The sequence below is a fragment of the Flagellimonas beolgyonensis genome, from assembly GCF_003992615.1.
Taxonomy (GTDB): Bacteria; Bacteroidota; Bacteroidia; order Flavobacteriales; family Flavobacteriaceae; genus Flagellimonas; species Flagellimonas beolgyonensis.
Map to the genome: position 1 here is coordinate 564,582 of NZ_RZMY01000003.1, position 25,665 is coordinate 590,246.

Below are 25,665 nucleotides of genomic sequence, written 5' to 3' on the forward strand. Positions count from 1 at the left end.
TTAAGCAAATGTCAATCGAAATACCGTGTCTTGATTGGGAACCGATCGTACCTGAATGGTTCCCCCGTGCAATTGCATCACCCGTTTGGAAAGACTCAACCCTATTCCAGTGCCTTCACTCTTGGTTGTAAAAAAGGGCACAAAAATCTCCTCCATCACCTCTGGGGTAATCCCCGGCCCATTGTCCACCACTTCGATATATTTTGCCCCATTTGTATCGGTTCCGGCCATCATGATCACTTTTCCTCCTTCCATATCGCCCACAGATTGCAGCGCATTTTTGGCCAAATTGATCAATACTTGTGAAATCTGTTTTTCATCTATAAAAAACTCCAGGGTTTCTGGGTGGCATTGCACTTTGAACTCGGGAGTTCCTTCATGCAGCCGGGCCGACATCAACACCTCGATCTTTTCCAAAAGATCTTTTCCCTTTACGATCGATTTGTTGGGGTCCGGTACATGCAACAGGCTTCTATACGATTGCACAAAATCCATAAGGTCACCACCTTGTTCCTTGATCACTTCCAATCCTTTTAGCGTGTTTCGAATTTGGCTCTCTTCCAATTCTTCCAAAGGGGTGATCTTGCCATTGTTTCTATAATATTTGATGATGGAATCTGAAATGGAGGCGATTGGGGTTATGGTGTTCATGATCTCGTGGGTCAGTACCCGAATCAATCGCACCCACGATTCGGTTTCCTTTTCATCCAATTCCTTATGAATGTCCTGTACCACGACCAAAAGCAGTGATTGCCCGTCCAGGGTCAATGGGGTGGACTTTAAGGCCAATTGGGTCTGCTCCCGCTCATTGGCCAACTGGAACAGTTTCCGCTCGAAAGGCTTAAAGTTTTTGAAGACATGATACAGGTTTTCATCAACCTGCATCAATTGTTTGATGTGGTTCAATGGGGTATAATCCAACAATTTTTCCAGTGTGGGGTTGGCAAAAAGGATATGTCCCTTTTCGTTGTAGGTCATGATGCCGATGCTGGCCTGTTTCAGGATTTCCTGATAGTATTGTTCCCGAATTTGGAGTTGCAGGTGCACTTCTTGGATCAATCCGTTTACCCGATTCAAGCTTTGATTGAGTTCCTTGAACGATTTGATGGTGACCCCTTCTGGAAAACGAAGGGTAAAATCCTCATTTTTAATGGCGTCGAAGAAATAGGCAATCTTTCGGTTGGTGCTATTGATAAAGGTGATGAGTCCGTACACTTGGGCCAATAACAACAAAAGACAAAATCCTGAAGTAAAGTACCATCCTTCCACAATGGAAAACGCAAGACCCAAAGCCGTAAGCGTCATAAAAATGACCCGAAGAATGAGCTGGATGTAAAAATTTCTACTGGCCATCAGTCGTGCCTTTTCTTCAATTTGTTGTACAGGGTTTGTCGGGAAATGCCCAATTGCTCGGCGGCAGCACTATAGTTTCCTTCATGCTGCTCCAAGGCTTTCAGGATCATTTGTTGTTCCATCTCATTCAGCGTCAACGGATGATGGTCAAATGATTGTGATGGTTTGGCATGTAGCAAAAAATCAGAAGGTTTGAGCACATTGCCATCGGATAAGATCACGGCCCGCTCCATAGTGTGCTGTAATTCCCTCACGTTGCCTGGCCATGGATATTCCATCAACTTTTCTTGGGCCACATTGTTGATGCGCAACCCGGGTTTGTCGTATTTATGGGCAAATTTCTTCAGGAAAAAATCCGCTAGGACCAGAACATCCTCTCCCCGTTCGCGAAGGGGGGGCACTTCAATATGAATGGTATTGATACGATAGAGCAAATCTTCCCTGAAAAGCCCATCGGCCACCATTTGTTCCAGATTGCAGTTGGTGGCACACACCAATCGTATATCCACCTGTATGTGTTTGTTGGATCCCACCCGGACCACTGATCTGTTCTGGATGGAAGACAACAACTTGGCCTGCATTTGAAGGGAAAGGTTCCCAATCTCATCCAAAAACAATGTGCCTTGGTGGGCGGCTTCAAATTTTCCGGCACGATCTTCCTTGGCGTCGGTAAAGGAGCCCTTGGTATGTCCAAAAAGTTCGCTTTCGAACAAATTTTCGGCAATTGAGCCCATGTCCACATTTATGAACACCTCATCCTTACGGGCCGATAATCGATGAAGTTCCCGTGCAATAAGCTCTTTACCGGTTCCATTTTCTCCCGTAATGAGCACATTCACGTCCGTTTTGGCCACCTTGGCCACCAAATTCAATACAGAGGTCAAAGCCTTGGACTGACCAATGATGAAATTTCGTCCCTCATTGATCACCTGCTTCAGGTTGCTCTCTTTTTTCTTCAGATTGTGAATCTCTTGTTTTGACTTCCGAAGTTCATAAGCCGATTTTACGGTGGTCATCAAACGCTCGTTGTTCCAGGGTTTCAGTACAAAATCGGATGCGCCCCGTTTCAAGGCAGTAACGGCAAGGTCCACGGCCCCATAAGCGGTCATCATGATCACCGAAGTGTTGGGAGATTTCTTTTTGATCTCGCCCAACCAATACAAACCTTCATTTCCGGTATTTACTCCTGCCGAAAAGTTCATGTCCAGCAACACAATGTCGATGTCCTCCATATTGGGGAACGAAGAAATCTGGTTTGGGTTAAAAAGTGTCTGCACACTTTTATACTCAAACTGCAACAAAATCTCCAAAGCACTCAGTACGCTTCGGTTGTCATCAATGACCAAAATATTGGCATCTACCATAATTCAAGACTCAAAAAGACATCTAAAACTACAAATTGACCCAATACGACCAATCAATGTGTAAAATATTTGGACGTTTTTTGTACAATTTTTTTACACGTTCTTCTTAAATTGATATAAGTTGTTTTTATATCTGTCTGATTATCTGTTGTTTATGTTTTTGGCATAAGAATGGTCATTAGTTTGGCACAGGAATAAACTATGAACCTAAAAAAATACATATCAAGTTTCGTTTTACTTGTCTCCCTGGTTTCCTTTTCGCAAGAAAAATGGACATTGGATGAGTGTGTGGCCTATGCCATTGAACACAACCTTCAAGTGAAGAACACGGCCTTCAATAACGATTCCAGTAAAGAAAGTTACAGGCAATCCGTAAGGGACCTGTTGCCCTCGGTGAGTGGATATACCGATTACACCATTCGATATGGTCGATCGGCCGATCCACAAACCAACGATTTTGTGAACACCGATTTCTTTAGCAACAATTATTCGTTGGGAGCCAACCTGGATTTGTTTCGGGGATTTCAAAAATTGAATACCATCAAAGCAACCAAGTTTATCTACAAGGCCACCCAAGAAGATGTGATGCAACAAAAATTCTTGCTGGCTTTTAGGGTGATGCGCGCTTTTTACGATATTCAATTCTATGAAGGGCTTGTTGCCAACTCCTTGGAGCAATTGGAAATTTCCCAAGGCAATTTTGATCTGGTCCAAAAACAAGTGGAACTGGGGATAATGGCGGGTGCCGATCTTTATGAAGCGGAATCGAACCTGCTGGGTGATAAATTATTGGTGACCCAAAATAAAAACTTACTGGCCAATGCCAAATTAATCCTAATGCAGGAAATGAACCTGACCGATGTTGACACCATTGAAATACAGGAAACATTGGAAGAGGTGATTCCAGAACAAAACGAAGAAGTTACTTTGGATTCCATATACCAGACCGCCAGAAATTTTGTACCCTTGGTAAAATCCCAAGAATATAGGGTCACGGCAGCCAAGAAACAACTGCATGCCACCCGTGGTTCATTATTTCCTTCCCTATCGTTGGTGGCTGGTTATGGGACCAGTTATTTTGAGACGAATGTGGATGAAAACGGCAATGTGATTCCTTTTAAGACACAGTTCAACGACAATACCTCCAAATTTGTGGGCGCACAGTTGAACATCCCTATAAGCAATGGATGGTCGGCCCACTCTAGGGCCAAACAGCAAAAGATTGCCTATATGCAGGCCAAGAACAACCTGGAGATCCAAGAGCAGGAATTGTTCAAACTTATCCAGCAATTGGTTCAGGACAACCAGGCCATATTGGCAGAATATGACCAAAGCACACAAAAGGTAAAAGCCCAACAATTGGCCTTTACCATTGCACAAAAGCGCTACGAAAAAGGACTGATCAACGCTTTGGAATTGTTTCAGGCCAAAAACCTTTATGGCATCGCACAAAACGAAAACCTACAGGCAGCGCTCAAGCTGAAGGTGAACCAACGCACTATCGATTTTTACAGCGGTCTGCCCATTTTTAATATCAACTAAAAACAACCATGGATATACAATTAGAAAAAAAGAAAGGACTAAAACCAAAGCACTACGGTTATATCGCATTGGGAATTTTGCTCCTATTTGTGGGATGGAAACTGATCTTTGCCACAAGCTTGTCCACTTTTAGGACGGAAAAGGAACGGCTTTCCATTGCAACGGTCACCGACGGCAAGTTTGATGACTATATTACCATTAATGGTAACGTTGCTCCAATTGCCACCATTTATATGGATGCTTATGAAGGCGGGAGGGTTTCGGAAAAGTTGATCGAGGAAGGCTCCATGGTCAAGAAAGGCGACATCATCCTGAAACTGGAAAACATGGCGCTTTACGAGCAAATATTGGCCAGCGAAAGTAACCTCGCGCTCAAGCAAAACGATTTGCGCTCCACCAAACTTACCTTCGATTCCCGACAGGTGGAAGGAAAAAAATCGTTGGCCACGGCTCAATATGATCTACAAAGAGCCAAACGTAATTTTGAGCAGAACCAAGAGTTGTATGCCGATGAATTGATCTCAAAAGAAGTCTATTTGAAAGCCAAAGAGGATTATGAACTGGCACAAAAACAACATGAAATAGTTAAGCTACAGACCGAACAGGATGACCAATTGCGGGAAACTTCCCTAAAAGGACTGGATACTGATTTGGAGCGGATGCACAAGACCCTTTCCATGGTGTACGAACGCTTGGACCACCTCAACGTAAGGGCCCCTGCCGATGGCCAATTGGGCTTTTTGGATGCCGAAATCGGGCAAAACATCCAACAAGGACAGCGCATTGGACAGATCAACGTATTGACCGACTTTAAAATTGAGGCCGATATCGACGAACATTATATCGATCGTGTAAAACGTGACCTATCTGCCTCCTTGGAGCGCAACGGAAACGAATACAAACTTCGTGTGCGCAAGGTTTATCCCGAAGTACGAAACGGAAGGTTCCGCGTGGATTTGGTTTTTGTGGATGAAAAGCCCGAAACCATAAGGGCAGGGCAAAGCTATAACATCAGATTGCAGTTGGGCGAATCCAATGACGCGCTTTTGTTGCCGAAGGGTGGATTTTTCCAAAGTACCGGGGGCCAATGGGTGTTTGTGGTAGATCCGAATGGCAATGAAGCCATTAGGCGAAATGTGCGATTGGGCAAACAAAATTCAAGATATTATGAGGTCCTGGAAGGGCTTCAACCAGGAGAACAGGTCATCACCAGTAACTATGATACGTTTGGTGATGCGGAACGGATCGTGCTCAAATGATCCAGAAGTGTAACAGCAATGAAAAAAAGAGTCTTTAATATATCTTAAACAACCATCAAAGAAATGATACAGATCAAAAATCTTAAAAAGAGTTTCCGAACAGAGGAAGTGGAAACGTTGGCCCTGAACGGGGTAAACCTGAATGTGGCCGAAGGGGAATTTGTCGCCATTATGGGCCCATCCGGATGCGGTAAATCCACCTTGTTGAACATCATAGGCATGTTGGACAACCCGACCGACGGCAGCTACAATTTTGCCGGACACGAAGTAGGTGGCTTAAAAGAAAGTCAACGCACACAACTCAGAAAAGGAAATTTGGGTTTTGTCTTCCAGAGTTTCAACCTGATCGATGAGCTTACTGTTTTCGAAAATGTGGAGTTGCCGCTTATTTATTTGAAAATGAGCAAAGCGGAAAGAAAGGAGAAAGTCCAGAAAGTATTGGAGCGCATGAAAATTGCCCACAGGGAAAAGCACTTCCCACAACAACTTTCGGGAGGTCAGCAACAAAGGGTGGCCATAGCCCGTGCGGTAGTGACCAACCCCAAACTGATATTGGCGGATGAGCCAACGGGTAACCTGGATTCCAAGAACGGTATCGAGGTGATGAACCTTCTTACCGAGTTGAACCAAGAAGGGACCACGATTGTAATGGTAACCCACTCCGATCGCGATTCGCACTACGCGCACAGGGTCATCAACCTGTTCGACGGTCAAATAGTGACCGAAAGCCAGAACAAACCTATGGGAGCCATGGTCTAAGAGTTTATTCATCAATCATAAACGAACATTATGTTCAGGAACTATCTAAAAATCGCTTGGCGAAATCTTTGGAAAAACAAAGGCTTCACTGCCCTAAATATTATTGGGCTTGCCATAGGTATTACCTGTACTGGCCTAATATTGCTTTGGGTGGAAGACGAAGTAAACTACGACAGTGTTTTTCCCAAACAGGATCAGTTATACTATGTGCCCACCAACAACTTGTACGAAGGTGAATGGCGTACGTTTTACGAATCTGCACCAGGGCCCCTGGCAAAAGCAATAAAAGATGAAGTTCCTGGCGTAATTGGCAGCGCTAGAACCGTAGCGGAAAATCTGTTGTTTACGGTTAACGACAATGGCATTAACAAATCTGGTCGCTTTGTAGATCCGGATTTTTTAAGCATGTTCAGCCTTTCTTTTGTTGAAGGAAATAGGGCGAATGCCTTAAAGGATTTTGATGCCATTGTGATTTCAAGAAAGTTGGCGACCCAATTGTTCGGCCAAGAGTCAAATGCTTTGGGCAAAGTGATCAGGGTCAACAATGAATCCAATTATCGAGTAACCGGAGTTTTTGAAGACTTGCCCAATAATGTAACCGTCAAATTTGATTGGGTTGCCCCCTTTGAAAGGTTCGCTGTTGGAAAAGACTGGATCAATGAATACCAAAATGGATTTGCCGACATCTTTGTTGAGCTTACACCGGAAGCTGATTTTGAAACGGTGAACGCAAAAGTGGAAAAGCTGATTCCTTCCAAGACCGGTAAAGAAGGGAAATATGCCTTTTTGCACCCAATGAAAGATTGGCATTTACGGTCCAGTTTTGAGAACGGTAAAAAAGTTGGTGGACAGATTGTTTATGTGCGATTATTTTCTGTGATCGCAATAATAATTTTGCTTATCGCCTGCATCAATTTTATGAATCTTTCCACGGCAAGCAGTGAAAAAAGGGCCAAGGAAGTGGGCGTGCGCAAAGTGTTGGGTTCCAACAAAAAAAGATTGATCCTGCAGTTTATGGCCGAAGCATTGCTTACCGCAACAATGGCCACCATTTTGAGTGTATTACTGTTGGTACTTCTTCTCCCCAAGTTCAATATTCTTGTGCAAAAGCAAATTGAATTAAACCTCTTCAATTACACCCATTTGTTTGCTCTTTTGGGAATCAATCTATTTTGCGGTGTTCTTGCCGGATGGTACCCCGCCTTTTATCTCTCCTCTTTCAAACCAATAAAAATAATTAAGGGAATAAAGGTGAAAGAAGGCAGCGCTCCTTTAATTCGAAAAGGCTTGGTCGTCGTACAGTTCACTTTTTCCATAGTGTTTATAATCAGTACCATTATTGTATACCAGCAGATTGGGCATGTTCAAAGCCGCGATATGGGATATGATCGCGAAAATCTTATTCAACTACCCGTAAATGGCAATGTATTAAAGGATTTTGTTCCTATAAAACAAGAAATGATTGCGTCTGGCACTGTTGAAAATGTTGCTCTTTTAAATACGTCCATACTTTCAGGGGGCAGTAATAGTTCTGGTTGGGAATGGCCAGGAGGTAAAGACACCAAGGATGTGCTCATTTCCCATAGGTTCGTTAGTTCCGGCTTTTTTGACACTGCGGGACTGGAAATCATTGAAGGCCATGGTTTTAGTGACAATGTCGAACTGGACAGCACAAACGTGTTGATAACCCAATCCCTTGCCAAATTAATGGGCGATGAAACCGCTATAGGCAAAACGATCCGCCGCGATGAAGACCAGTTTACGGTAATCGGTGTAGTCAAGGATTTTTTATACGGCAATTTGTATAACACAAGTGATCCGGTCATGTTCTACAATTACCCTCAATATACCTATAACATGTACGTAAGGGCAAAGCCCGGCTATACCATGTCTTCAATTCTTGCCTCCATGGAAAAAGTGATGAAAAAATACAATCCGGCTTTTCCATTTGAGTACGAATTTGTCGATGATGCGTTTAGTTCAAGATTCAAAAGCGAAAAACTTGTGGGCAACCTTTCACAAATTTTTGCGCTCCTTGCCATAATCATTTCTTGTTTAGGACTATTTGGCCTTTCCACATTTACTGCAGAGCAGCGGAGAAAGGAAATAGGCATACGAAAAGTTCTTGGGGCAACCGTGGCCAAGATTGGTCAAATGCTTTCCATGGACTTTGCCAAGTTGGTGCTGCTCAGTCTGCTCATTGGTTTTCCAATAGCTTATTTTTTTATGGAAAATTGGCTCGAAGGCTTTGCCTATAGAATCGAAATCCATTGGTGGGTGTTTGCCCTTGCCGGGATTATTGCCCTGGGCATTGCTCTTTTCACAGTAAGTTTTCAATCCATCAGGGCGGCACTGACCAACCCCATCAAAAGTTTACGAAACGAATAAATCAATCAAGATCGAACAACATGTTTAAAAACCACCTAAATATCGCTTGGAGAACCATTAAAAAAGACAGGCTCTTCACTGTTATCAAAATAGGAGGTTTTGCTGTGGGCATTGCTGCCTGTATTTTGATTGCCCTTTATATTCGGAATGAACTGAGCTACGATAAGCATTACGCCAAAAAGGACCAGATTTACAGAGTGGTAATGCAAGGCGTGCTCCAAGGCGAAGTGATGAAAAGCACCCACTTTCAACTGCCTTTTGCCGATGCGCTCCAATCTGACTTTCCAGAAATTATCAAAGCAGGAAAAGTAAATACCATTGAAATTTTTGGCGCCGGAAAACGGGGAATGCGTCTGTCAGGGGAGCAAGAGAACACCTTTGAGGAGAACTTTATTCTGGCCGATCAAGAAGCGTTCGATATTTTGGAGGTGACCCTTGTGCAAGGCGACCCAAAAACCGCACTGACGGAACCTAAGAGCCTTATACTATCGGCATCCAAAGCGCGGAAATATTTTCCGAATGGTAATGCTTTGGGGCAAACGATAATCTTGGACAACGATGCTTCCAATCCCTACACCGTTACAGGGGTGATGGAAGATATACCTGAAAATTCACATCTCGATTTTGATTTTCTTCTTCCCATAGAAGACCCCTATGGCAGTTGGACCAACCAGAATTACTTTACCTACGTATTGGTCAACCCCAACACCAATATTCAGGAATTGGAGCAAAAAATGTCCTCCATTGTTGAAAAATATGTTATTCCCGCTCAAATAAAAAGAGGCCGCTCAGCCGATTTTATCGACGTATTGAGAACGGTGGAATACAAATTACAGCCGGTAACGGACATCTATCTTAAATCGGACCTGAAAATGCAAGATGGCCTTAAGCACGGCAACATCAAATTTGTTTGGTTGTTTGCGGCCATTGCTGCTTTTGTGTTGGTTTTGGCCATAATCAATTTTATCAATCTTTCCACGGCCAAATCGGCCAATAGAGCCAAAGAGGTGGGGCTTAGAAAAACCATTGGGGCCTACCGTAAAAACCTTGTAAACCAGTTTCTTACCGAGTCCGTGGTGTTCAGCATCATTGCCTTTGTTTTGGGCATAGCCATGGCATGGGCGTTACTTCCCACTTTTAATGAAATCGCGGCCAAAAGCATGGTGCTTCCTTGGTCCGTTTGGTGGTTTTTGCCATCTCTATTGGCGAGTGCTTTGCTCGTTGGCATTCTGGCGGGATTGTACCCGGCTTTTTATCTGTCTGCCTTCAAGCCCGTGAATGTATTGAAAGGAACGTTAAGCATTGGAAGTAAAAGTGGAAGGTTGCGAAGTGGCCTGGTCATTTTCCAATTTACCACTTCGGTAATATTGATCATTGGCACCTTGATCATTTATCGTCAGATGGACTTCATCACCCAAAAGGAATTAGGCTACGACAAAGAACGGGTTGTGGTTTTGGAGGGAACCAACATTCTCGGGGATAAGATGGAGTCTTTCAAAGATCAACTTGCGACCTTATCCCAAATCAAAGATGTAACCGCCACCAATTATTTGCCCATTGAGGGAGGCAGCCGTAACGGCAACACCTTTAATATAGAAGACCAGGACGACGGGGGCAGAGGTATTCCAGCCCAAATCTGGAGAGTGGATTACGACTATATAAAAACATTGGGGATCCAACTTATAAAAGGAAGGGATTTTTCGAAGGAGTTTGCTTACGATTCCATCAATTCCATCGTAATCAATTCCCAAATGGCCTCAGACTTGGGACTACAAGATCCCATTGGAAAAAAGTTGGAGAATGGCGGCCAAACCTTTACAGTCATTGGTGTTATAGAAGATTTTCACTTTAAATCCTTAAAAGAGGATATTTCTGCACTTTCCTTGGTCATAGGCAAAGATTTCGGAGCCGTGTCCATCAAACTGGAAAAAGGGAATCCTTCAGATGCCCTGGCAGCCATAGAAAATGTGTGGAACAGGAATGTGCCCAACCAAGCGCTCAGTTATACATTTTTGGAACAAGAATTTGCCCAAATGCATTTGGATGTTCAGCGTATGGGAGAAATTTTCAACAGTTTTGCCCTCTTTGCCATCCTAGTGGCCTGTTTGGGACTTTTTGCGCTATCGGCATTCATGGTCGAGCAACGACGAAAGGAAATCAGTATCCGGCGGGTTTTGGGAGCTCCTTTCAAGAACATTTACCAACTGCTCACCTTCGACTTCTTAAAACTGATTCTTATTTCCATCTGTTTGGCCATACCTGTGGGATGGATTTTAATGTCCAGATGGTTGGAGGGATTTGCATACCACATTACTATTGGATGGGGCATATTTTTTACCGCAGGCTTAATAGCACTCAGCATAGCAATACTAACAATCAGTTATCAATCCATTGGAGCTGCATTAATGAAACCCACAAAAGGTTTACGAAACGAATAAATCAATCAAGATCGATCATCATGTTTAAAAATTATCTAAAAATCGCCTGGAGAAACCTAATCAAGCACAAGGGCTATACCATCATCAACGTTGGTGGGCTGGCCTTGGGCATGGCCGTAACGCTGATCATTGGACTTTGGATCAACGACGAACTGAGCCACAACGACTATTTTTCCAACAAGGACCAAATTGCCCAAATATTCCAATCACAGACCTTTAATGGAGAAACCGGGACAGGTCCCGCCATTCCCCGCCCTTTGGAAATGGCGGTCCGGGAAGGGTACATGGATAATTTCAAATACGTGGTCATGGCATCCTGGAACACTCCCCAATATTTAAAATACGGGGAAAACAGTATTTCCAGGGACGGGAATTTTATGCAGCGGGACGCCCCTGAAATGCTCGACTTGAACATTTTAAAGGGAGAGAAAGACGGTGTCAGGGAAATCAATTCCATAATGCTTTCCGAATCAACGGCCGATGCCCTTTTCGGAGATGAAGATCCCATTGGAAAAACAATCGAGGTCAACAGTCAGTACGATATGATGGTGACCGCGGTATATGAAGACATTCCCTTCAACAATTCCTTTAACGACACCAAGTATATCATGCCATGGGACAAATATGTTTCGGTGAACGAATGGATCAAAAATGCGGAGGACCAATGGGGCAACAACTCGTTCCAAATGTTTGTACAACTGGCCGACAACACCACCATGGAAAGGGTGACCTCGACCATAAAGGACATTAAAAAAATGGCCAATGAAAACGAAGTGGAATTCAACCCCCAACTCTTTCTGCTTCCAATGAAGGATTGGCATCTGCGTTCCAATTTTGAAAATGGCAAACAAGTAGGTGGTCGGATCAAATATGTTTGGTTGTTTGGTATCATCGGTGCTTTTGTGCTGTTGTTGGCATGTATCAACTTCATGAACCTGAGTACGGCCCGTTCCGAAAAAAGGGCCAAGGAAGTGGGTATTCGTAAATCCATTGGCTCGCAACGCAACCAGTTGATCAACCAATTTTTGGGCGAATCGTTCTTGGTGGTGTTTTTCGCATTTGCCATTGCCGTTTTTATTGTGGTGTTATCCTTGAACGGATTCAATGAATTGGCTCGAAAAGAGATGAGTTTCCCTTGGACCTCCCTTACATTTTGGGGATCTTCGCTGGCCTTTATCTTTTTTACCGCATTGCTCGCCGGAAGCTATCCGGCACTGTATCTTTCTTCCTTCAAACCCGTGGATGTATTGAAGGGCACTTTTAAGGCAGGGAAACACTCTGGCCTGCCCCGAAAAATCTTGGTGGTCTTCCAGTTTACGGTTTCGGTGGCGTTCATTATCGGAACAGTGATCGTAATGCAGCAGATCAACCATGCCAAGAACAGGCCCATTGGTTACGATAAGGAAGGATTGGTCCAAATACCGACCATGAGCCAAGACTTTACGGGTAAGTTTGAATTGATGCGTGAGGAGTTCATCAATTCAGGGGCGATTACTGAAATGTCAACTTCCAGTGCACCGACCACCAATATATGGTCGAACCGAAGTGGATTCGATTGGGAAGGAAAACCGGAAGGCTTTCAGGAAGATCTCGCCTGGACCGAGGTTTCTCCAGAATATGCAAAGAGTCTTAATCTCAAGATTGTGGCTGGAAGGGATTTTTCGAGGGAGTTTGCCTCCGATTCCACGGCCGTGCTCTTGAACGAAACCGCTGTAAAATATATGGGACTCAAAGACCCCGTTGGCAAATTCATTACCGATTCCGACACGGAAAACCCTTTCGAACCTATGAAAATCATAGGTGTGGTGGAAGATATGATCGCCCAGTCTCCCTACGAACCCGTAAAGCAGGGCATGTATGTGTATGATAGGCATGGGAACGGTTCGTATTACAACATGAGATTGAACCCCAACCAAAGTGCAGCGCAGAACCTGGCTATCGTAGAACGGGTTTTTAAAGAACATTTTCCGAACATTCCTTTCCAATACGCTTTTGTGGATGAGGAATACGGCAAAAAATTTGCTTCTGAAGTGCGTATTGGCAGGTTGTCGGGCATTTTCACAGCTTTGGCCATTTTGATCAGCTGCTTGGGGCTCTTTGGCCTTACCTCCTTTGTGGCCGAACAGCGTACCAAGGAAATTGGTGTGCGAAAAGTATTGGGGGCAACTGTGTTCAATGTGTGGAACATGCTCTCCAAGGACTTTTTGAAATTGGTAATCATTTCCTGTTTCATCGCCGTGCCCATCGCTTACTATGTGATGAATGGTTGGCTTCAGGAGTATCCCTACCGTGTGATCCTTAAATGGTGGATTTTCGCCCTTGCCATGATCGGTGCGCTATTGCTCACCGTCATTACTGTTAGTTTTCAGGCCATAAAAGCAGCGCGATCCAACCCCACCAAAAGTTTGCGTACAGAATAATTCATCATCAAAAAACCAAAGTCATGTTCAAAAACAATATTAAAATAGCCTGGAGAAGCCTTAAAAAGCAACCCTTTTTTACCTTTCTCAACACCTTTGGATTGGCCATTGGAATGGCGGGCGGACTCTTGCTCGGCCTCTACATTTATGATGAGCTTACCCACGATACCATGTTCACCGATGCGGATCGAATTTATAGGCTCAATGCAGATATGAAGTTTGGTGGTAAGGAAGAACAAATGGCCGAGGTCTCTGCGCCCATGGCAGGTGCAATGATGAACGATTATCCCGAGGTGGAACTCACAACACGATTCAGGGGCATTGGAAGTGTTTTCATTAAAGAGGAAGGTGCACGAAGCAATGTTCGAGAACCAGGGGTTACCTATGCCGATTCCACCTTTTTTAAAATGTTGGGCATAAAACTGATCTATGGTGATGAAAAATCAGCGTTAACAGAACCCAACACGTTGGTGATGACCAAATCGGCCGCAGAAAAACACTTCCCCATTGAGCAGGCCATTGGAAAAACCGTAGTGCTGAACGATCGCGAAGTTTACACGGTTTCCGGCATTGTGGACGACATGCCAGACAATTCGTTTTTGAGGGACAGAGACTTGTTCTTGGCCATGGCCGGGTATGAGGATTCCCGAATGGCGGAATGGGGCAGCCATAATTATTATACGCTCATCAAATTAATCCCCAGTGCATCAGTTGAAAATTTACAGGTTGAAATGCAGTCCATGGTAGGCAAATATTTGATTCCATATGCGCAAACTTTTTTTCCGGGCATTACCGAACAACAGTTCTTGGATTCCGGCAATTACATGAAATATTCGACCATAGCCCTAACGGATATACACCTATATTCAGGAAGAGGCCCGGAATTTAGTCCGGTAAGCGATATAAAAAATGTTTACATCCTGGGGGCTATTGCGCTGATCCTGCTGGTGCTGGCCAGTGTAAATTTCATGAACCTAACTACGGCACATTCGCTGAAACGATCAAAAGAAGTGGGCATCAGGAAAACATTGGGTTCACAGAGAAGCAGTTTGATCGGACAGTTTTTAACGGAATCCGGATTAATTGCCATGGGATCCTTGGTGTTTGCTGTGATCATTGCAGCCATTGCAATGCCTTTCTACAACGATCTTAGTGGCAAAGACCTTTCAATTCCATTTGCCAATCCCATGTTTTGGATGGTTTTGTTGATCGCTTCTTTGACTTTGGGTATATTATCGGGGAGTTACCCTGCCTTTTTCATGTCCCGTTTTGTGGCGGCCAAAGTGTTGAAGGGCCAAGGGGACAACTCCGTGAGTGGAGGACGTGTCAGGAACATTCTCGTAATACTGCAGTTTTCCATTTCGGTATTCCTGATCATGGGTACATTAACAGTGTTCCAACAACTGCGATACATCCAAGGAAAAGATCTGGGATATGCCAAGGATCAAGTGCTTGTCATCCGAGGAATAAATTCTTTGGATGGAAACAAAAAGGCCTTCAAGAACGAGGTGGAACAATTAAGCCAGGTAAATACCGCTACGTTGAGCAGCTATTTGCCCACGCCTTCTTCTAGAAGTGACAGTTCCTTTATGCGAAAGGAAGATCAAAGTCAGGAAAAAGCCATCAATATGCAACAATGGCGTGTGGATGAGGATTACATTTCCACCATTGGGCTTTCGTTGGTCTCCGGCAGAAATTTCGATATTGAACACTACGCCAGTGATTCAACCGCCATCATCATCAACGAAAAAGCGGTCTCCATTTTGGGAAAAACTCCCGAAACCGTTTTAGGACAACAGTTTCTTGACAATTTTGATGAAGGGTCATTGATCACCGTAATCGGGGTGGTAAAGGATTTCAATTATGAATCACTTCGTGACGAGGTGCAGTCGCTAGCCCTTTTCTATGGGGGTGATTTTGCGAGCAACTTGGCCATAAAGCTGAACCAAGGCGATGTAACCCGAACCATTTCGGACATCGAAAATATCTGGATGGATATTGCGCCTACGCAACCTTTTGAATATTATTTCATGGACGATTCCTTCAACGATAGTTATGAAGCAGAACAACGTTTGGGGCAAATTTTCATGATCTTTACAGTACTATCCATCATCATTGCCTGTTTGGGACTTTTGGGACTTGCCGCTTTCAATGCCCAAAAAAGGGTAAAAGAAATTGGAGTACGCAAGGTGTTGGGTGCCGGAGTCGGACAAATCGTGTTCCGCTTGTCCATAGACTTTCTAAAACTGGTAGGGCTTTCCGTGATCATAGCATTGCCACTGGGTTGGTTCGCCATGGACCGTTGGCTTCAGGATTTCTCGTACCATATCAATATTCCTTGGTGGATATTCGCTCTCTCAGCGCTTATGGCGGTAGGTGTGGCCTTGCTTACGGTAAGCTACCAAAGTATTAAGGCGGCCATTGTAAATCCTGTAAAAAGCTTGAGAAACGAATAATCATTATAAAAACGCCAACCATGTTTTTCAACCATCTTAAAATTGCCTGGAGAAATATTTTAAAGAACAAATTGTTTTCGTTCATCAATGTGATCGGGTTGTCCATTGGCATTTGTGCTGCCATGGTGATCGGATCCATTGTCTACTACGATTTCTCTTTTGACAATTTTCATCCAGACAAGGACAGGATCTATCGGGTAACCACGGAATACAAATCAAAAGAAGGAGAATTTTCCAATAGGGGTGTTTCTGTTCCTTTGATGCGCACCTTTCAAGAAGGAATGGCGGGAGTAGAACTTACAGCCCCCTTCTTCAATACCAGTTTTGCCAAAGTTGAAAACAAAGAGGTTGGCTTGAAGTTCAAAAATGTGGATAACGCCATACTTGCCGACGATGCCTATTTTCAATTGTTCCGGTATGAATGGCTGGCCGGGGATAGTAGAACGGCCCTTTCGGAACCTGCTCAGGTAGTGCTTTCACAAAAAAAGGCAGAAAAGTACTTCCCACACATAAAAACAACCGACGTATTGGGGCGAACACTCTTATACAACGATTCCATTGCTGTAAAGGTCACTGGGGTTGTCGCCGATTTTAAGGAGAATACCGACCTGAATTTCAATGAGTTTATGTCTTTGGCATCGGCCAAGATGTTCAATGGCAGGGACATTGCTACCGATGATTCATGGAACGGGACCAGTTCTGGGGACCAGTTGTTTTTCAAAATCAAGGATGCTTCAAGTATTCCAATCATTCAGGCCCGGTTGAACGCCTTGGCAAAAGAACATAAAAACACGGCGCCTTGGGCTGCGGACAATGAGCGCCTTTTTGTGCTCCAACCCCTTTCCGAAATCCATTTTGGAGGAAAAAATGGGGATTATCCCTTCAACAATTCAGAACATGTGGCCAGTATAACGGTGTTAAAGAGTCTCTCATTTGTGGCCCTCTTTTTATTGCTTCTGGGATGTGCCAATTTCATCAACCTGAATTCCGCCCAAGCATTGACCCGCGCCAAAGACATAGGCATTCGCAAAACTTTGGGCAGTTCAAAGAAACAGGTGGTTCGGCAGTTCCTTGGAGAAACTTTAATTCTAACCGTCATTGCCGCAATACTTTCCCTGTTTTTGGCGCCTCTGCTATTGCAACAATTTTCGGATTTCTTGCCCAATAACATCAGTTTGTCCGTTTTGTACAGTTTAAAGGGTATTACAGGTATTCTATTGCTCATCATTGGCGTTAGCTTGCTTTCAGGGTTCTATCCAGCTTTTGTAATGTCCAAGTTCAAACCGGCGCAAGTCTTAAAGGGTCAATTTACAAAAGGTGACAAAGGGGTGAGACTCCGCAAGACCCTGACCGTATTCCAATTTGTGGTGGCCCAGGTTTTTGTCATTGCTACTATGTTGGTGGGCAAACAGCTCCACTATGTCATGAACAAGGACATGGGCATCAAAACAGAGGCCGTTGCTTATGTCTACTTGCCCTGGAACGATAATTCCGAGTCGAAAAAAGAGCGGTTGTTCACCAAGATAAAAGAACTGGATGGGTTGTCACACATAAGCTGGGGGAATAATCCCCCCGCCTCCAACAATGTTTCCTCCACAATGCTTACCTATTTTAAAGATGGTGCGGAAATGCACCAAGAAACCGAGATGTTGTGGGGTGATGTCAATTTTTTGAAAACCTATAATATCCCATTGTTGGCAGGCAGGGACCGATTGAACGACAGTATCAAGGAATATGTGGTGAACGAAACTTTTGCCAAGGCACTGGGCTTTCAAAATCCTTCGGAAGTTGTTGGCACCTTCATCAAACGGGACACCCTGCAAATCCCAATTGTAGGCCTGATGAGAGATTTCAATCAGCGGTCATTGCGGTCCGGCATCAATCCATTGGCATTGACCGGGGACTGGGGAAATCGCAATTATTCAAGTTTTCAAAGTATTCATTTTGATCTTGGGAGCAATGCAGAGCATTGGGCCAACACCATTAAAAATATTGAAAATGCATGGGCTACTGTGTATCCAGATGAAGAGGTGGAGGTGCAGTTTATGGATGAGTTGGTGGAGGGCTTTTATAGAACCGAGCAGAGTACGGTGCAGCTTCTCAAATGGGCCACTGGCCTGGCCATATTGATCAGCTGTTTGGGCCTTTTGGGCTTGGTGATCTACACCACGGAGCGAAGGGTAAAGGAAATAGGGGTTCGAAAGGTATTGGGCGCGAGTTTGGGCCAATTGAATTTCATTTTGTGCAAGGAATTCCTGATCCTGGTCGGGGTGGCCTTTTTGATCTCGGCACCCATATCATGGTACCTGATACAGAACTGGATCAAGGATTTTGCCTATAAAACTTCCTTGAGCTGGTGGGTGTTTCTGGCCAGTGGACTTGGGATGCTCTTGGTGGCCCTTGTTGTGATCACTGCTAGAACGTATAGAACGGCGAATATTAACCCGGTGGAAAGTTTGAGAAATGAATAACCCAATTAAAAATTGATGTTGTGTTAGGTTTAAAAACATATGTGAGGCACCTTTCCAGAAACAAAATGTACACCGCGGTCACTGTTTTGGGTTTCGCGCTGTCATTGACCTTTGTTTTGTTGCTTGGGGTGTATATCCAAAATGAACTTTCTGTGGATGATTTCCATGAAAACAAAGATCGGATTTATCGACTGGAAAATGAGACGGTTGACTTCTCACCACCCATTGCTACTGACTTGAAACAGGAATATCCCGAAATAGAGGCATTTTCCAGGGTGTACAATTCCTCCGACCGACTAGCTGCCCAAGGGGGTCAGAAAGTGCAGTTCGATTATTTAGGGGTAGACCCAGGCTTTTTGAACATATTCTCGTTTCCGCTGCTGCAGGGCAATGCAGCTGAAGTCCTGCTCACGGAGGATGACATTGTACTTTCAAAATCCATGGCACTCCGATTGTTTGGTTCCGGTAATGCCGTTGGAAAGTCTGTTTACATTAATTCGGAACACAAGTTCAGGGTTACCGGCGTTATGGAAGACTTTCCGGAAACCACTCATTTTAATCGACAGGATGCCTTGGTAAACCTTAAGGCTTTTAAAAAAATATGGGGGTTTGAAAACATTTTGGAAGAATATGGCTGGTGCTCCCTGAGTATCTATTTGATGGCCAAGCCCAATACGGATCTACCGTCGAAAGCCCCTAACATATTGACAAATTTTAAGGAGAATTTCTGGCTATATAAAGAGGGTTGGGCCAAAACAGTGGAATTTACCCCGTTGAAGGAACTATACTTTAGTGACAAGGTGGGGAATGGAACAAAAAATGCAAGCAAGTCTATGATCATGGTACTGTCCATTATCGTTTTTATCATTCTTTTGCTTGCTGCGGGCAACTACATTAACCTGACCATTGCCCAAGCGACATTTAGGGGCAAAGAAGTGGCCATGAAAAAAATGTTGGGCGGATCCAAAAATCAATTGATCCGACAATTGGTTGCCGAGTCCATGTCGCTATGCTTTGTTGCGGTTATTTTGGCCCTACTGCTTGCCAAACTTTTTGAGCCCTTGTTGAATTCCTTGCTGGATACTTCCTTGAATTTGAGCCAGGCTTTAAACATGACCAATTTAGTGATATTAGTATCCGGAATCCTACTTATCGGATTTATAACCGGGATTGTTCCGGCCATTAAAATTTCCAATTTTAAACCGATAGAAGTAGTTCGGGGAGAGCTCCGTACCAAATCCAAAAGTGTTTACGCAAAGGCATTCATAACCTTTCAATATACGGTTGCCATCGCCCTACTGGCCTGTAGTTGGATCATAATGAAACAAACCGATTACCTCCGAAACAAAGACCTGGGTTTCAACAAGGACAATGTGGTCTATATGGACTATTTGGGCGACATGGGCCAAAAGCAGGATATAAAAAACGAGCTCCTTAAAATTCCGGGGGTAAAAGATGTATCCATCATGTGGCAAAGTCCATTGAGTGGAGGCAGCAACCAAACCTTCAATTACAATGGGAAATCGTTGAGTTTCCAAGAATTTTCCGCTGATTCGTCCTTTTACGATGTGTTCAACATCAAAGTTGTCCCTACTGATGTTGCCTATACCAACAACGGTGTTGTCCTAAACGAAGCCGCAATCAAAGCGCTCGAGATCGAAGGCAATCCTGTTTCATACAAGATGGATGATAAGGAAATTCCCATTTTGGGTATCGTGAAGAATTTTAATTTTTCCCAATTGCGGAACAGTATAGGTCCGTTGATGATCCAACAACAAGTGCCTGGTAGTTATGCCAATAACATTTTTCTTAAACTGGACGGTAGGGGAACATTAAAAACCATAGATCAAATAAAAGCAACTTACGGCAGCATTGTTGGTGATGTGGAATACGAGGTTCAATTTGTGGACGAAACCATTGATCAATGGTATAAAAAAGAAGAGCGGACCGGAAAAATTATCGGTTATTTCACATTTCTGGCCGTCATCATTTCATCAATGGGCATTTTGGCCATGGCCACCTTTTACATGCAACAACGTAAAAAGGAAATTGGGGTCAGAAAAGTTAACGGAGCAACCATTGGCAAAGTCATGGCACTACTAAACCGGGATTTTTTGAAATGGGTAGGACTGGCCTTTTTGTTCGCAGTTCCCATTTCGTGGTACGCCATGCACCGATGGCTCGAAGGATTTGCCTATAAAACCACCATAAGTTGGTGGGTATTTGTCCTTTCCGGATTATTGACGCTTTTGGTGGCCCTGCTTACAGTGAGTTGGCAAAGTTGGCGGGCTGCAAGCACCAATCCGGTTGAAAGCTTAAAAAATGAATGATTTTAGCTAACCCTCAAATAACACAATGATGAACTTTTTAAAATTGGCATTTCGCAGGCTGTTCCGAAAAGGGGAACATGCCTTTACCAGAATTATATCGTTGGCCGCGGGGTTGGCATTTGGCCTGTTGCTTCTTTCGGAAGTACTGTACTATTACAGTTATGACAGTTTCTATCCCGATTCCGATCGGATTTATGTGGTACACGAAAATTTTAAGATGGATCAATCCTCCGATAAGCTGGAGAGCCATCCAAGGGTAAGTGGGGCCATTGCCCCCGGCCTGCAAGCCGAGGTGCCCGGCATAGAGGCGGCCACACGCTTAAACTCTTTGGGGGACCATGTCGTTTACACAGAAGACCTGAATAGTTATGATGCCAATATTTCCCTGGCAGATGAACATTTGTTCGATGTGCTGCCCATACCCATGGTCAGTGGAAATCCAAAGGAAATACTGAAAAGCCCCATGACCTGCATGGTATCCCAAGAACTGGCGGACAACATGGGTGGCAATGTTGTTGGAAAGGTCATCAGCATTAAGAACTACCCAGATAAAGAGCTCACCATAGGTGGTGTATTTAAAACCTTGCCAGAGAACACCAATTACACTTATGACGTTTTGGTTTCCATGGTCTCCACAGAACAGTTCACCTGGGACGGGACCAACAATTGGATGGGAAACGATCGTTATTACGCCTGCGTAAAGCTAAATCCAGGAGTTAAACCCGCTGATCTGGTCCCTGCCGTTCGAGCCATGCAAGTAAAGCATCAGGACATTGAAAAATTGGAAGAGGAATATCATGGAATCGTATTGCAATATTCCTTCGAGCCCATTAAACAGATACATGTGAACAATGTAAAGGATATGATCATCATCCTTGCCACCATTGCCTTGGCGGTATTGTTTGTTTCCTTAATGAACTATATTTTGTTGACTATGGGAACCTTGGTCACACGGGCCAAAAGTTCGGCCATACACAAGACCTGTGGTGCAGAGACCAAAAACCTGCAACAGATGATATTTTCTGAAACCATTGTCCTTTTTGGCATTTCAATCGTAGGGGCCTTGCTCATGATATGGGCATTAAAACCTATCGCAGAGGCACAATGGGGACATAGTCTTGTCTCACTCTTGAATCCCTATGTTATCATACCATTGGTTTCCCTTTTAGTCCTGCTGGTCTTTGTTACCAGTTATTTTCCAGGACGTTTTTTTTCACGCATTCCCGTCGCAACAGCTTTTAGGGACTATAAACAAAAAAGGGGGCGATGGAAATTGGTCCTATTGTCCTTTCAATTTGTGGGGGCCACCTTTATTCTTACCGTGTTGGTCATTGTCACGCTTCAATACAACAACATGAAAAACGCAGACCACGGCTATGTTGCCAAAGGAGTTTACTATGGCTCTACACAAGGAATGGATGGCAACAAGATAGCAACCGTGTTGCATGAACTAAGATCCATGCCCGAAGTGGAAAGTGTTGGCTTGGGTTTCGACGTGCCCATAAATGGTGCTTCGGGTAATAACATTCTATCGATGGATGGAAAACGCGAATTGTTCAATGTGGCCGATTTTTATGAAGTGGATGCCAACTATCTCTCCATTTTGGGCATCAAAGTCGATGAAGGAGATGATTTTACCAGTAACCAGGCCGTTGCCAACGATGTGCTTATCAGTAAAAAAGGTGCCGAATTGTTGAAATTGAATAATGGGTGGACAGATGGTGTCATAGGCAAGCAAATTACCGTTACCGAACATGGAAGCACTACCATCCGTGGTGTTTTTCCCGATTTTGTGGTCCGGTCCATTTCTGATCCCGATGTGAGACCTTCCGTGTTTTTTTATCTGCCTGAAGTAAAATTTGAAGAGCAGAAAATTGAAAACCCTTCCGCATCCTTCAATATCATGGTAAAGGCCCAAGAAGGGGCACAAGATGGTCTTATGGACAAGATTACGGAGGCTTTTAATATAGGCTTTCCTCTTGACGATGCAGAAATCAAAAGCCTAGAGGCCGAGCAGTTGGACGCCTATAAGAGCGAAAAGGGATTCCGCAATGCCATGCTCATTGGAAACTTCATCATCTTATTGGTGACCATTATTGGATTGCTGGGGTATACCTTCAATGAATCTGCCCGTCGCAGAAAAGAGTTGGCGATTAGAAGAATTAATGGAGCTACCCTTTTGGATATATTGAAAGCCTTTATCTCCGATTTGGAATTTGTGGCCATTCCCGCCGTACTCCTCGGATTAACGGGTGCTTGGTTTACTGCGGACAAATGGATGCAAAATTTTGCCTTTAAGGCACCTCTACATTGGGGGGTTTTTGCGGCATGTAGTTTTTTCATCCTGATTCTGGTGGCACTGATAGCGGCCATTAATTATACCCGTACCGCAAATCAAAACCCGGTGGACGCCTTACGACAAGAATAAAAAGATACATCCTTTAAAAAAAACGTCATGATAAAGAACTATCTAAAAATAGCCTGGCGCAACTTGGTCAAGAACAAAGTATTTACCCTTGCGAACATCGTGGGGCTAACCAGTGCCTTTGCCGTTGCCATATTGCTGGCAATGACCGCTTTGTTTGAACTTTCCTATGATCAATTCCATGAAAACAAGGGTTCTGCCTACCAACTGTACCTATCCAACCAGACACCAAGGGGAACCGAGATCGGGACTTCCAATCCGGTGCCACTGGCACCGGCCTTGGGCACAGAAGTTTCGGGAATAAAATCCATTGCCCGCAGTTCAAGCGAGGATGTGCTAGTGATATACAATAACAAAGAATTGAATCTGGATGCGGAATATGTAGATCCCTCTTTTTTTGAAATCTTTACCTATCCAACGATCACAGGTGATTCAAATAACCCGATTCCAGAAAAGAATACGGTTAGCATTACAGTGGAAGCGGCCCAAAAAATGTTCGGAACTTCGGAAAATGTAGTGGGGAAAACCATTTCCTTAAAGATTCGAAGGGAAGAGCACCCTTTTATCATTGCTTCAATTTTGAAAAACATTCCTGCCAATAGCAGTGTTGATTTCGAAATTGTGATTCCCTTTGAAAATCACCCGGACTATCTATCCAATATAGATGCTTGGGACAACATGTTCCATGCGGTATATCTTCAGTTGGAAAATGGGGTTACTCCGGAGCAATTTGAGGAAAACACCATTGCGTTTACAGAACTTCATTATGAGGGAAGCATAGAAAGCGATATTCGCGATGGCGCTGTACCCGATGCCAATGGAAAATACAAACAATTCCATTTAATGCCGATTGGCAATATGCATTTCGCTTCCTATAGATCGGGAGTTGCTGTGGTCAACCGTATATTTCCTTATCTGATTTTGGGTATTGCTTTGGTGATCATATTCATTGTTAGCGCCAATTTCATCAACATGAACATTGCACTGAGCGAAAATCGATTGAAGGAAATTGGTATGCGCAAAACATTGGGTGCCATAAAAAGACAGCTATTTATACAGTTTTGGTTGGAAAGCATCTTTGTTTTTGCAACATCCATCATTGCTGGATTGGTGGTTGCCAATCTACTGCTGAAACCGTTCAAAACACTGTTCCGGACCAAGGCCACTTTTGCTGATGTTACCCAACCCAGTGTCTTAATCCTCTTTGCAATGATTGTTTTTTGCATCACGCTTGTCGCCGGTGGTTACCCCGCCCTTTTGATGAGCAAATTAAGCACGTTGAAAGCCTTGAAGGGCAAATTGGACCTCGGCAAAAACCGCTTGCGAAACAGTTTGATCGTGCTACAGTTTACCATTGCCATCATTTTGATAAGTGGCACTTTAGTGCTCCATGGTCAGATTGAATTTATGCGGAACAAAGATCTGGGGTATAATAAGGACCAAGTGGTTTCCATTCCCTTAAATGGCAAAAAGGACAGTTATCGAGTGGTTGAACTGTTGCGGAACGAACTTAAGGGAAACCCGGATATCCTTTCCGTTTCGGGAGCCGACAATAACCTGGGCATGGGGCGCGATGGCAGCCTTTCCAGCAGTGCGATGGGCTTCGATTACAAAGGAAAAGGTGTGGTCACCAATGCCCTTACGGTAGATTATGATTACGCCAAAACGCTAGACCTTGAATTGGTGGCTGGCCGCATGTTCAGCCGGGATTTTGCCACCGATAGTTTAGGGTTGGTCATCAACGAGGCCATGGCCAAACAATTGGGTGAGGAGGACCCCCTTTCTGTGAAGATCCCAATGGATGATGGTACCACATTTTCTGTAATTGGCGTGGTCAAGGACTACAATTTCCAGGAAGTGAGCAGGGCGATTCAACCGCTCACCTTGTTCATGAACAACGATTGGGACCTCTATTATGCGTACGTGAAAATTGCTCCCAGCAATATCACCAATTCCTTTGAAGCTATAGAAAAGGCTTGGGGAAAAATTGAACCACAGGCCGAGTTTTTGGGTTCGTTTTTGGATGAAAATGTAGATCGCACGTTTAGGCGTGAAAAAACTATGGCCACTATCGTAACCAGTGGAAGTGTATTGGGCATTCTGCTGAGTTGCATTGGCTTGTTTGCCATTTCCATGCTTGTTGTGGCACAACGCACCAAGGAAATTGGCGTTCGCAAGGTAATCGGGGCCAGTGTTTCCTCTGTGGCCCTTTTACTCACCAAGGATTTCCTAAAATTGGTCGGAATCGCATTTGTGATCGCCACCCCGATTGCTTGGTACTTTTTAAATGAATGGTTGCAAAACTATGCCTCTCGTGTGGCCCTTAGCCCACTTTTCTTTTTAGGGGCGGGCCTTTTGGCGGTATTTATCGCTTTTGTCACCGTAGGAACACGTACCATAAAAGCCGCGTCGGCAAATCCTGTAAAAAGTTTACGGACCGAATAATACAAGTTAGATTTT

General features: G+C 44.1%; 13 protein-coding genes. 11 read left to right on the plus strand and 2 right to left on the minus strand.

The features are described 5' to 3' along the window. Together EO131_RS03470 and EO131_RS03475 are read right to left on the minus strand one after the other, a co-directional pair. Entirely contained in the window at window positions 1-1,353 is a 1,353-nt protein-coding gene (locus EO131_RS03470) for a sensor histidine kinase (protein WP_127018945.1), read from the minus strand. After that, on the minus strand, window positions 1,353-2,717 hold the full coding sequence (locus EO131_RS03475) for a sigma-54-dependent transcriptional regulator (RefSeq protein ID WP_127018946.1): 1,365 nt from the start codon (window positions 2,715-2,717) through the stop codon (window positions 1,353-1,355). The genes EO131_RS03470 and EO131_RS03475 overlap by 1 nt, the downstream gene beginning before the upstream one ends. Before the next feature lie 201 nt (window positions 2,718-2,918). On the opposite strand from EO131_RS03475, the gene EO131_RS03480 reads away from it, so the two are divergent. The 11 genes from EO131_RS03480 to EO131_RS03530 all read left to right on the plus strand — a co-directional run bounded on the left by EO131_RS03480 (window position 2,919) and on the right by EO131_RS03530 (window position 25,650). Beyond that, window positions 2,919-4,259 (plus strand): TolC family protein, encoded by a 1,341-nt coding sequence (locus tag EO131_RS03480; RefSeq protein ID WP_127018947.1) that lies wholly within the window; start codon window positions 2,919-2,921, stop codon window positions 4,257-4,259. An 8-nt stretch (window positions 4,260-4,267) separates the two neighbouring features. Further along, a complete protein-coding gene (locus tag EO131_RS03485; protein WP_127018948.1) occupies window positions 4,268-5,518 on the plus strand; it encodes an efflux RND transporter periplasmic adaptor subunit in 1,251 nt (416 codons plus the stop codon). Between the two features lie 63 nt (window positions 5,519-5,581). Further along, entirely contained in the window at window positions 5,582-6,277 is a 696-nt protein-coding gene (locus EO131_RS03490; RefSeq protein WP_127018949.1) for an ABC transporter ATP-binding protein, read from the plus strand. 30 nt (window positions 6,278-6,307) lie between these two features. Then, a complete protein-coding gene (locus tag EO131_RS03495) occupies window positions 6,308-8,665 on the plus strand; it encodes an ABC transporter permease (protein ID WP_127018950.1) in 2,358 nt (785 codons plus the stop codon). Between the two features lie 20 nt (window positions 8,666-8,685). Next, window positions 8,686-11,103, plus strand: a complete 2,418-nt coding sequence (locus EO131_RS03500; protein WP_127018951.1) for an ABC transporter permease — start codon at window positions 8,686-8,688, stop codon at window positions 11,101-11,103. 20 nt (window positions 11,104-11,123) lie between these two features. Then, entirely contained in the window at window positions 11,124-13,523 is a 2,400-nt protein-coding gene (locus EO131_RS03505; RefSeq protein ID WP_127018952.1) for an ABC transporter permease, read from the plus strand. Between the two features lie 23 nt (window positions 13,524-13,546). Further along, on the plus strand, window positions 13,547-15,979 hold the full coding sequence (locus EO131_RS03510; RefSeq protein ID WP_127018953.1) for an ABC transporter permease: 2,433 nt from the start codon (window positions 13,547-13,549) through the stop codon (window positions 15,977-15,979). 20 nt (window positions 15,980-15,999) lie between these two features. Beyond that, complete coding sequence (locus EO131_RS03515) at window positions 16,000-18,450, plus strand: FtsX-like permease family protein (protein ID WP_127018954.1); 2,451 nt, start codon at window positions 16,000-16,002, stop codon at window positions 18,448-18,450. A gap of 20 nt (window positions 18,451-18,470) precedes the next feature. After that, window positions 18,471-20,780, plus strand: a complete 2,310-nt coding sequence (locus EO131_RS03520) for an ABC transporter permease (RefSeq protein WP_127018955.1) — start codon at window positions 18,471-18,473, stop codon at window positions 20,778-20,780. Between the two features lie 25 nt (window positions 20,781-20,805). Further along, window positions 20,806-23,208 carry an ABC transporter permease gene (locus EO131_RS03525; protein ID WP_127018956.1) on the plus strand — a complete coding sequence of 801 codons (2,403 nt, stop codon included), beginning with the start codon at window positions 20,806-20,808 and terminating at the stop codon, window positions 23,206-23,208. 27 nt (window positions 23,209-23,235) lie between these two features. Continuing rightward, a complete protein-coding gene (locus EO131_RS03530; protein ID WP_127018957.1) occupies window positions 23,236-25,650 on the plus strand; it encodes an ABC transporter permease in 2,415 nt (804 codons plus the stop codon). Window positions 25,651-25,665: the final 15 nt, after the last annotated feature.

Coding starts and splice junctions, on each gene's coding strand:
- EO131_RS03480 (WP_127018947.1), top strand. CDS start 2,919: ATGAACCTAAAAAAATACATATCAAGTTTCGTTTTACTTGTCTCCCTG.
- EO131_RS03500 (WP_127018951.1), top strand. CDS start 8,686: ATGTTTAAAAACCACCTAAATATCGCTTGGAGAACCATTAAAAAAGAC.
- EO131_RS03525 (WP_127018956.1), top strand. CDS start 20,806: ATGATGAACTTTTTAAAATTGGCATTTCGCAGGCTGTTCCGAAAAGGG.
- EO131_RS03530 (WP_127018957.1), top strand. CDS start 23,236: ATGATAAAGAACTATCTAAAAATAGCCTGGCGCAACTTGGTCAAGAAC.
- EO131_RS03490 (WP_127018949.1), top strand. CDS start 5,582: ATGATACAGATCAAAAATCTTAAAAAGAGTTTCCGAACAGAGGAAGTG.
- EO131_RS03505 (WP_127018952.1), top strand. CDS start 11,124: ATGTTTAAAAATTATCTAAAAATCGCCTGGAGAAACCTAATCAAGCAC.
- EO131_RS03510 (WP_127018953.1), top strand. CDS start 13,547: ATGTTCAAAAACAATATTAAAATAGCCTGGAGAAGCCTTAAAAAGCAA.
- EO131_RS03485 (WP_127018948.1), top strand. CDS start 4,268: ATGGATATACAATTAGAAAAAAAGAAAGGACTAAAACCAAAGCACTAC.
- EO131_RS03475 (WP_127018946.1), bottom strand. CDS start 2,717: ATGGTAGATGCCAATATTTTGGTCATTGATGACAACCGAAGCGTACTG.
- EO131_RS03515 (WP_127018954.1), top strand. CDS start 16,000: ATGTTTTTCAACCATCTTAAAATTGCCTGGAGAAATATTTTAAAGAAC.
- EO131_RS03470 (WP_127018945.1), bottom strand. CDS start 1,353: ATGGCCAGTAGAAATTTTTACATCCAGCTCATTCTTCGGGTCATTTTT.
- EO131_RS03495 (WP_127018950.1), top strand. CDS start 6,308: ATGTTCAGGAACTATCTAAAAATCGCTTGGCGAAATCTTTGGAAAAAC.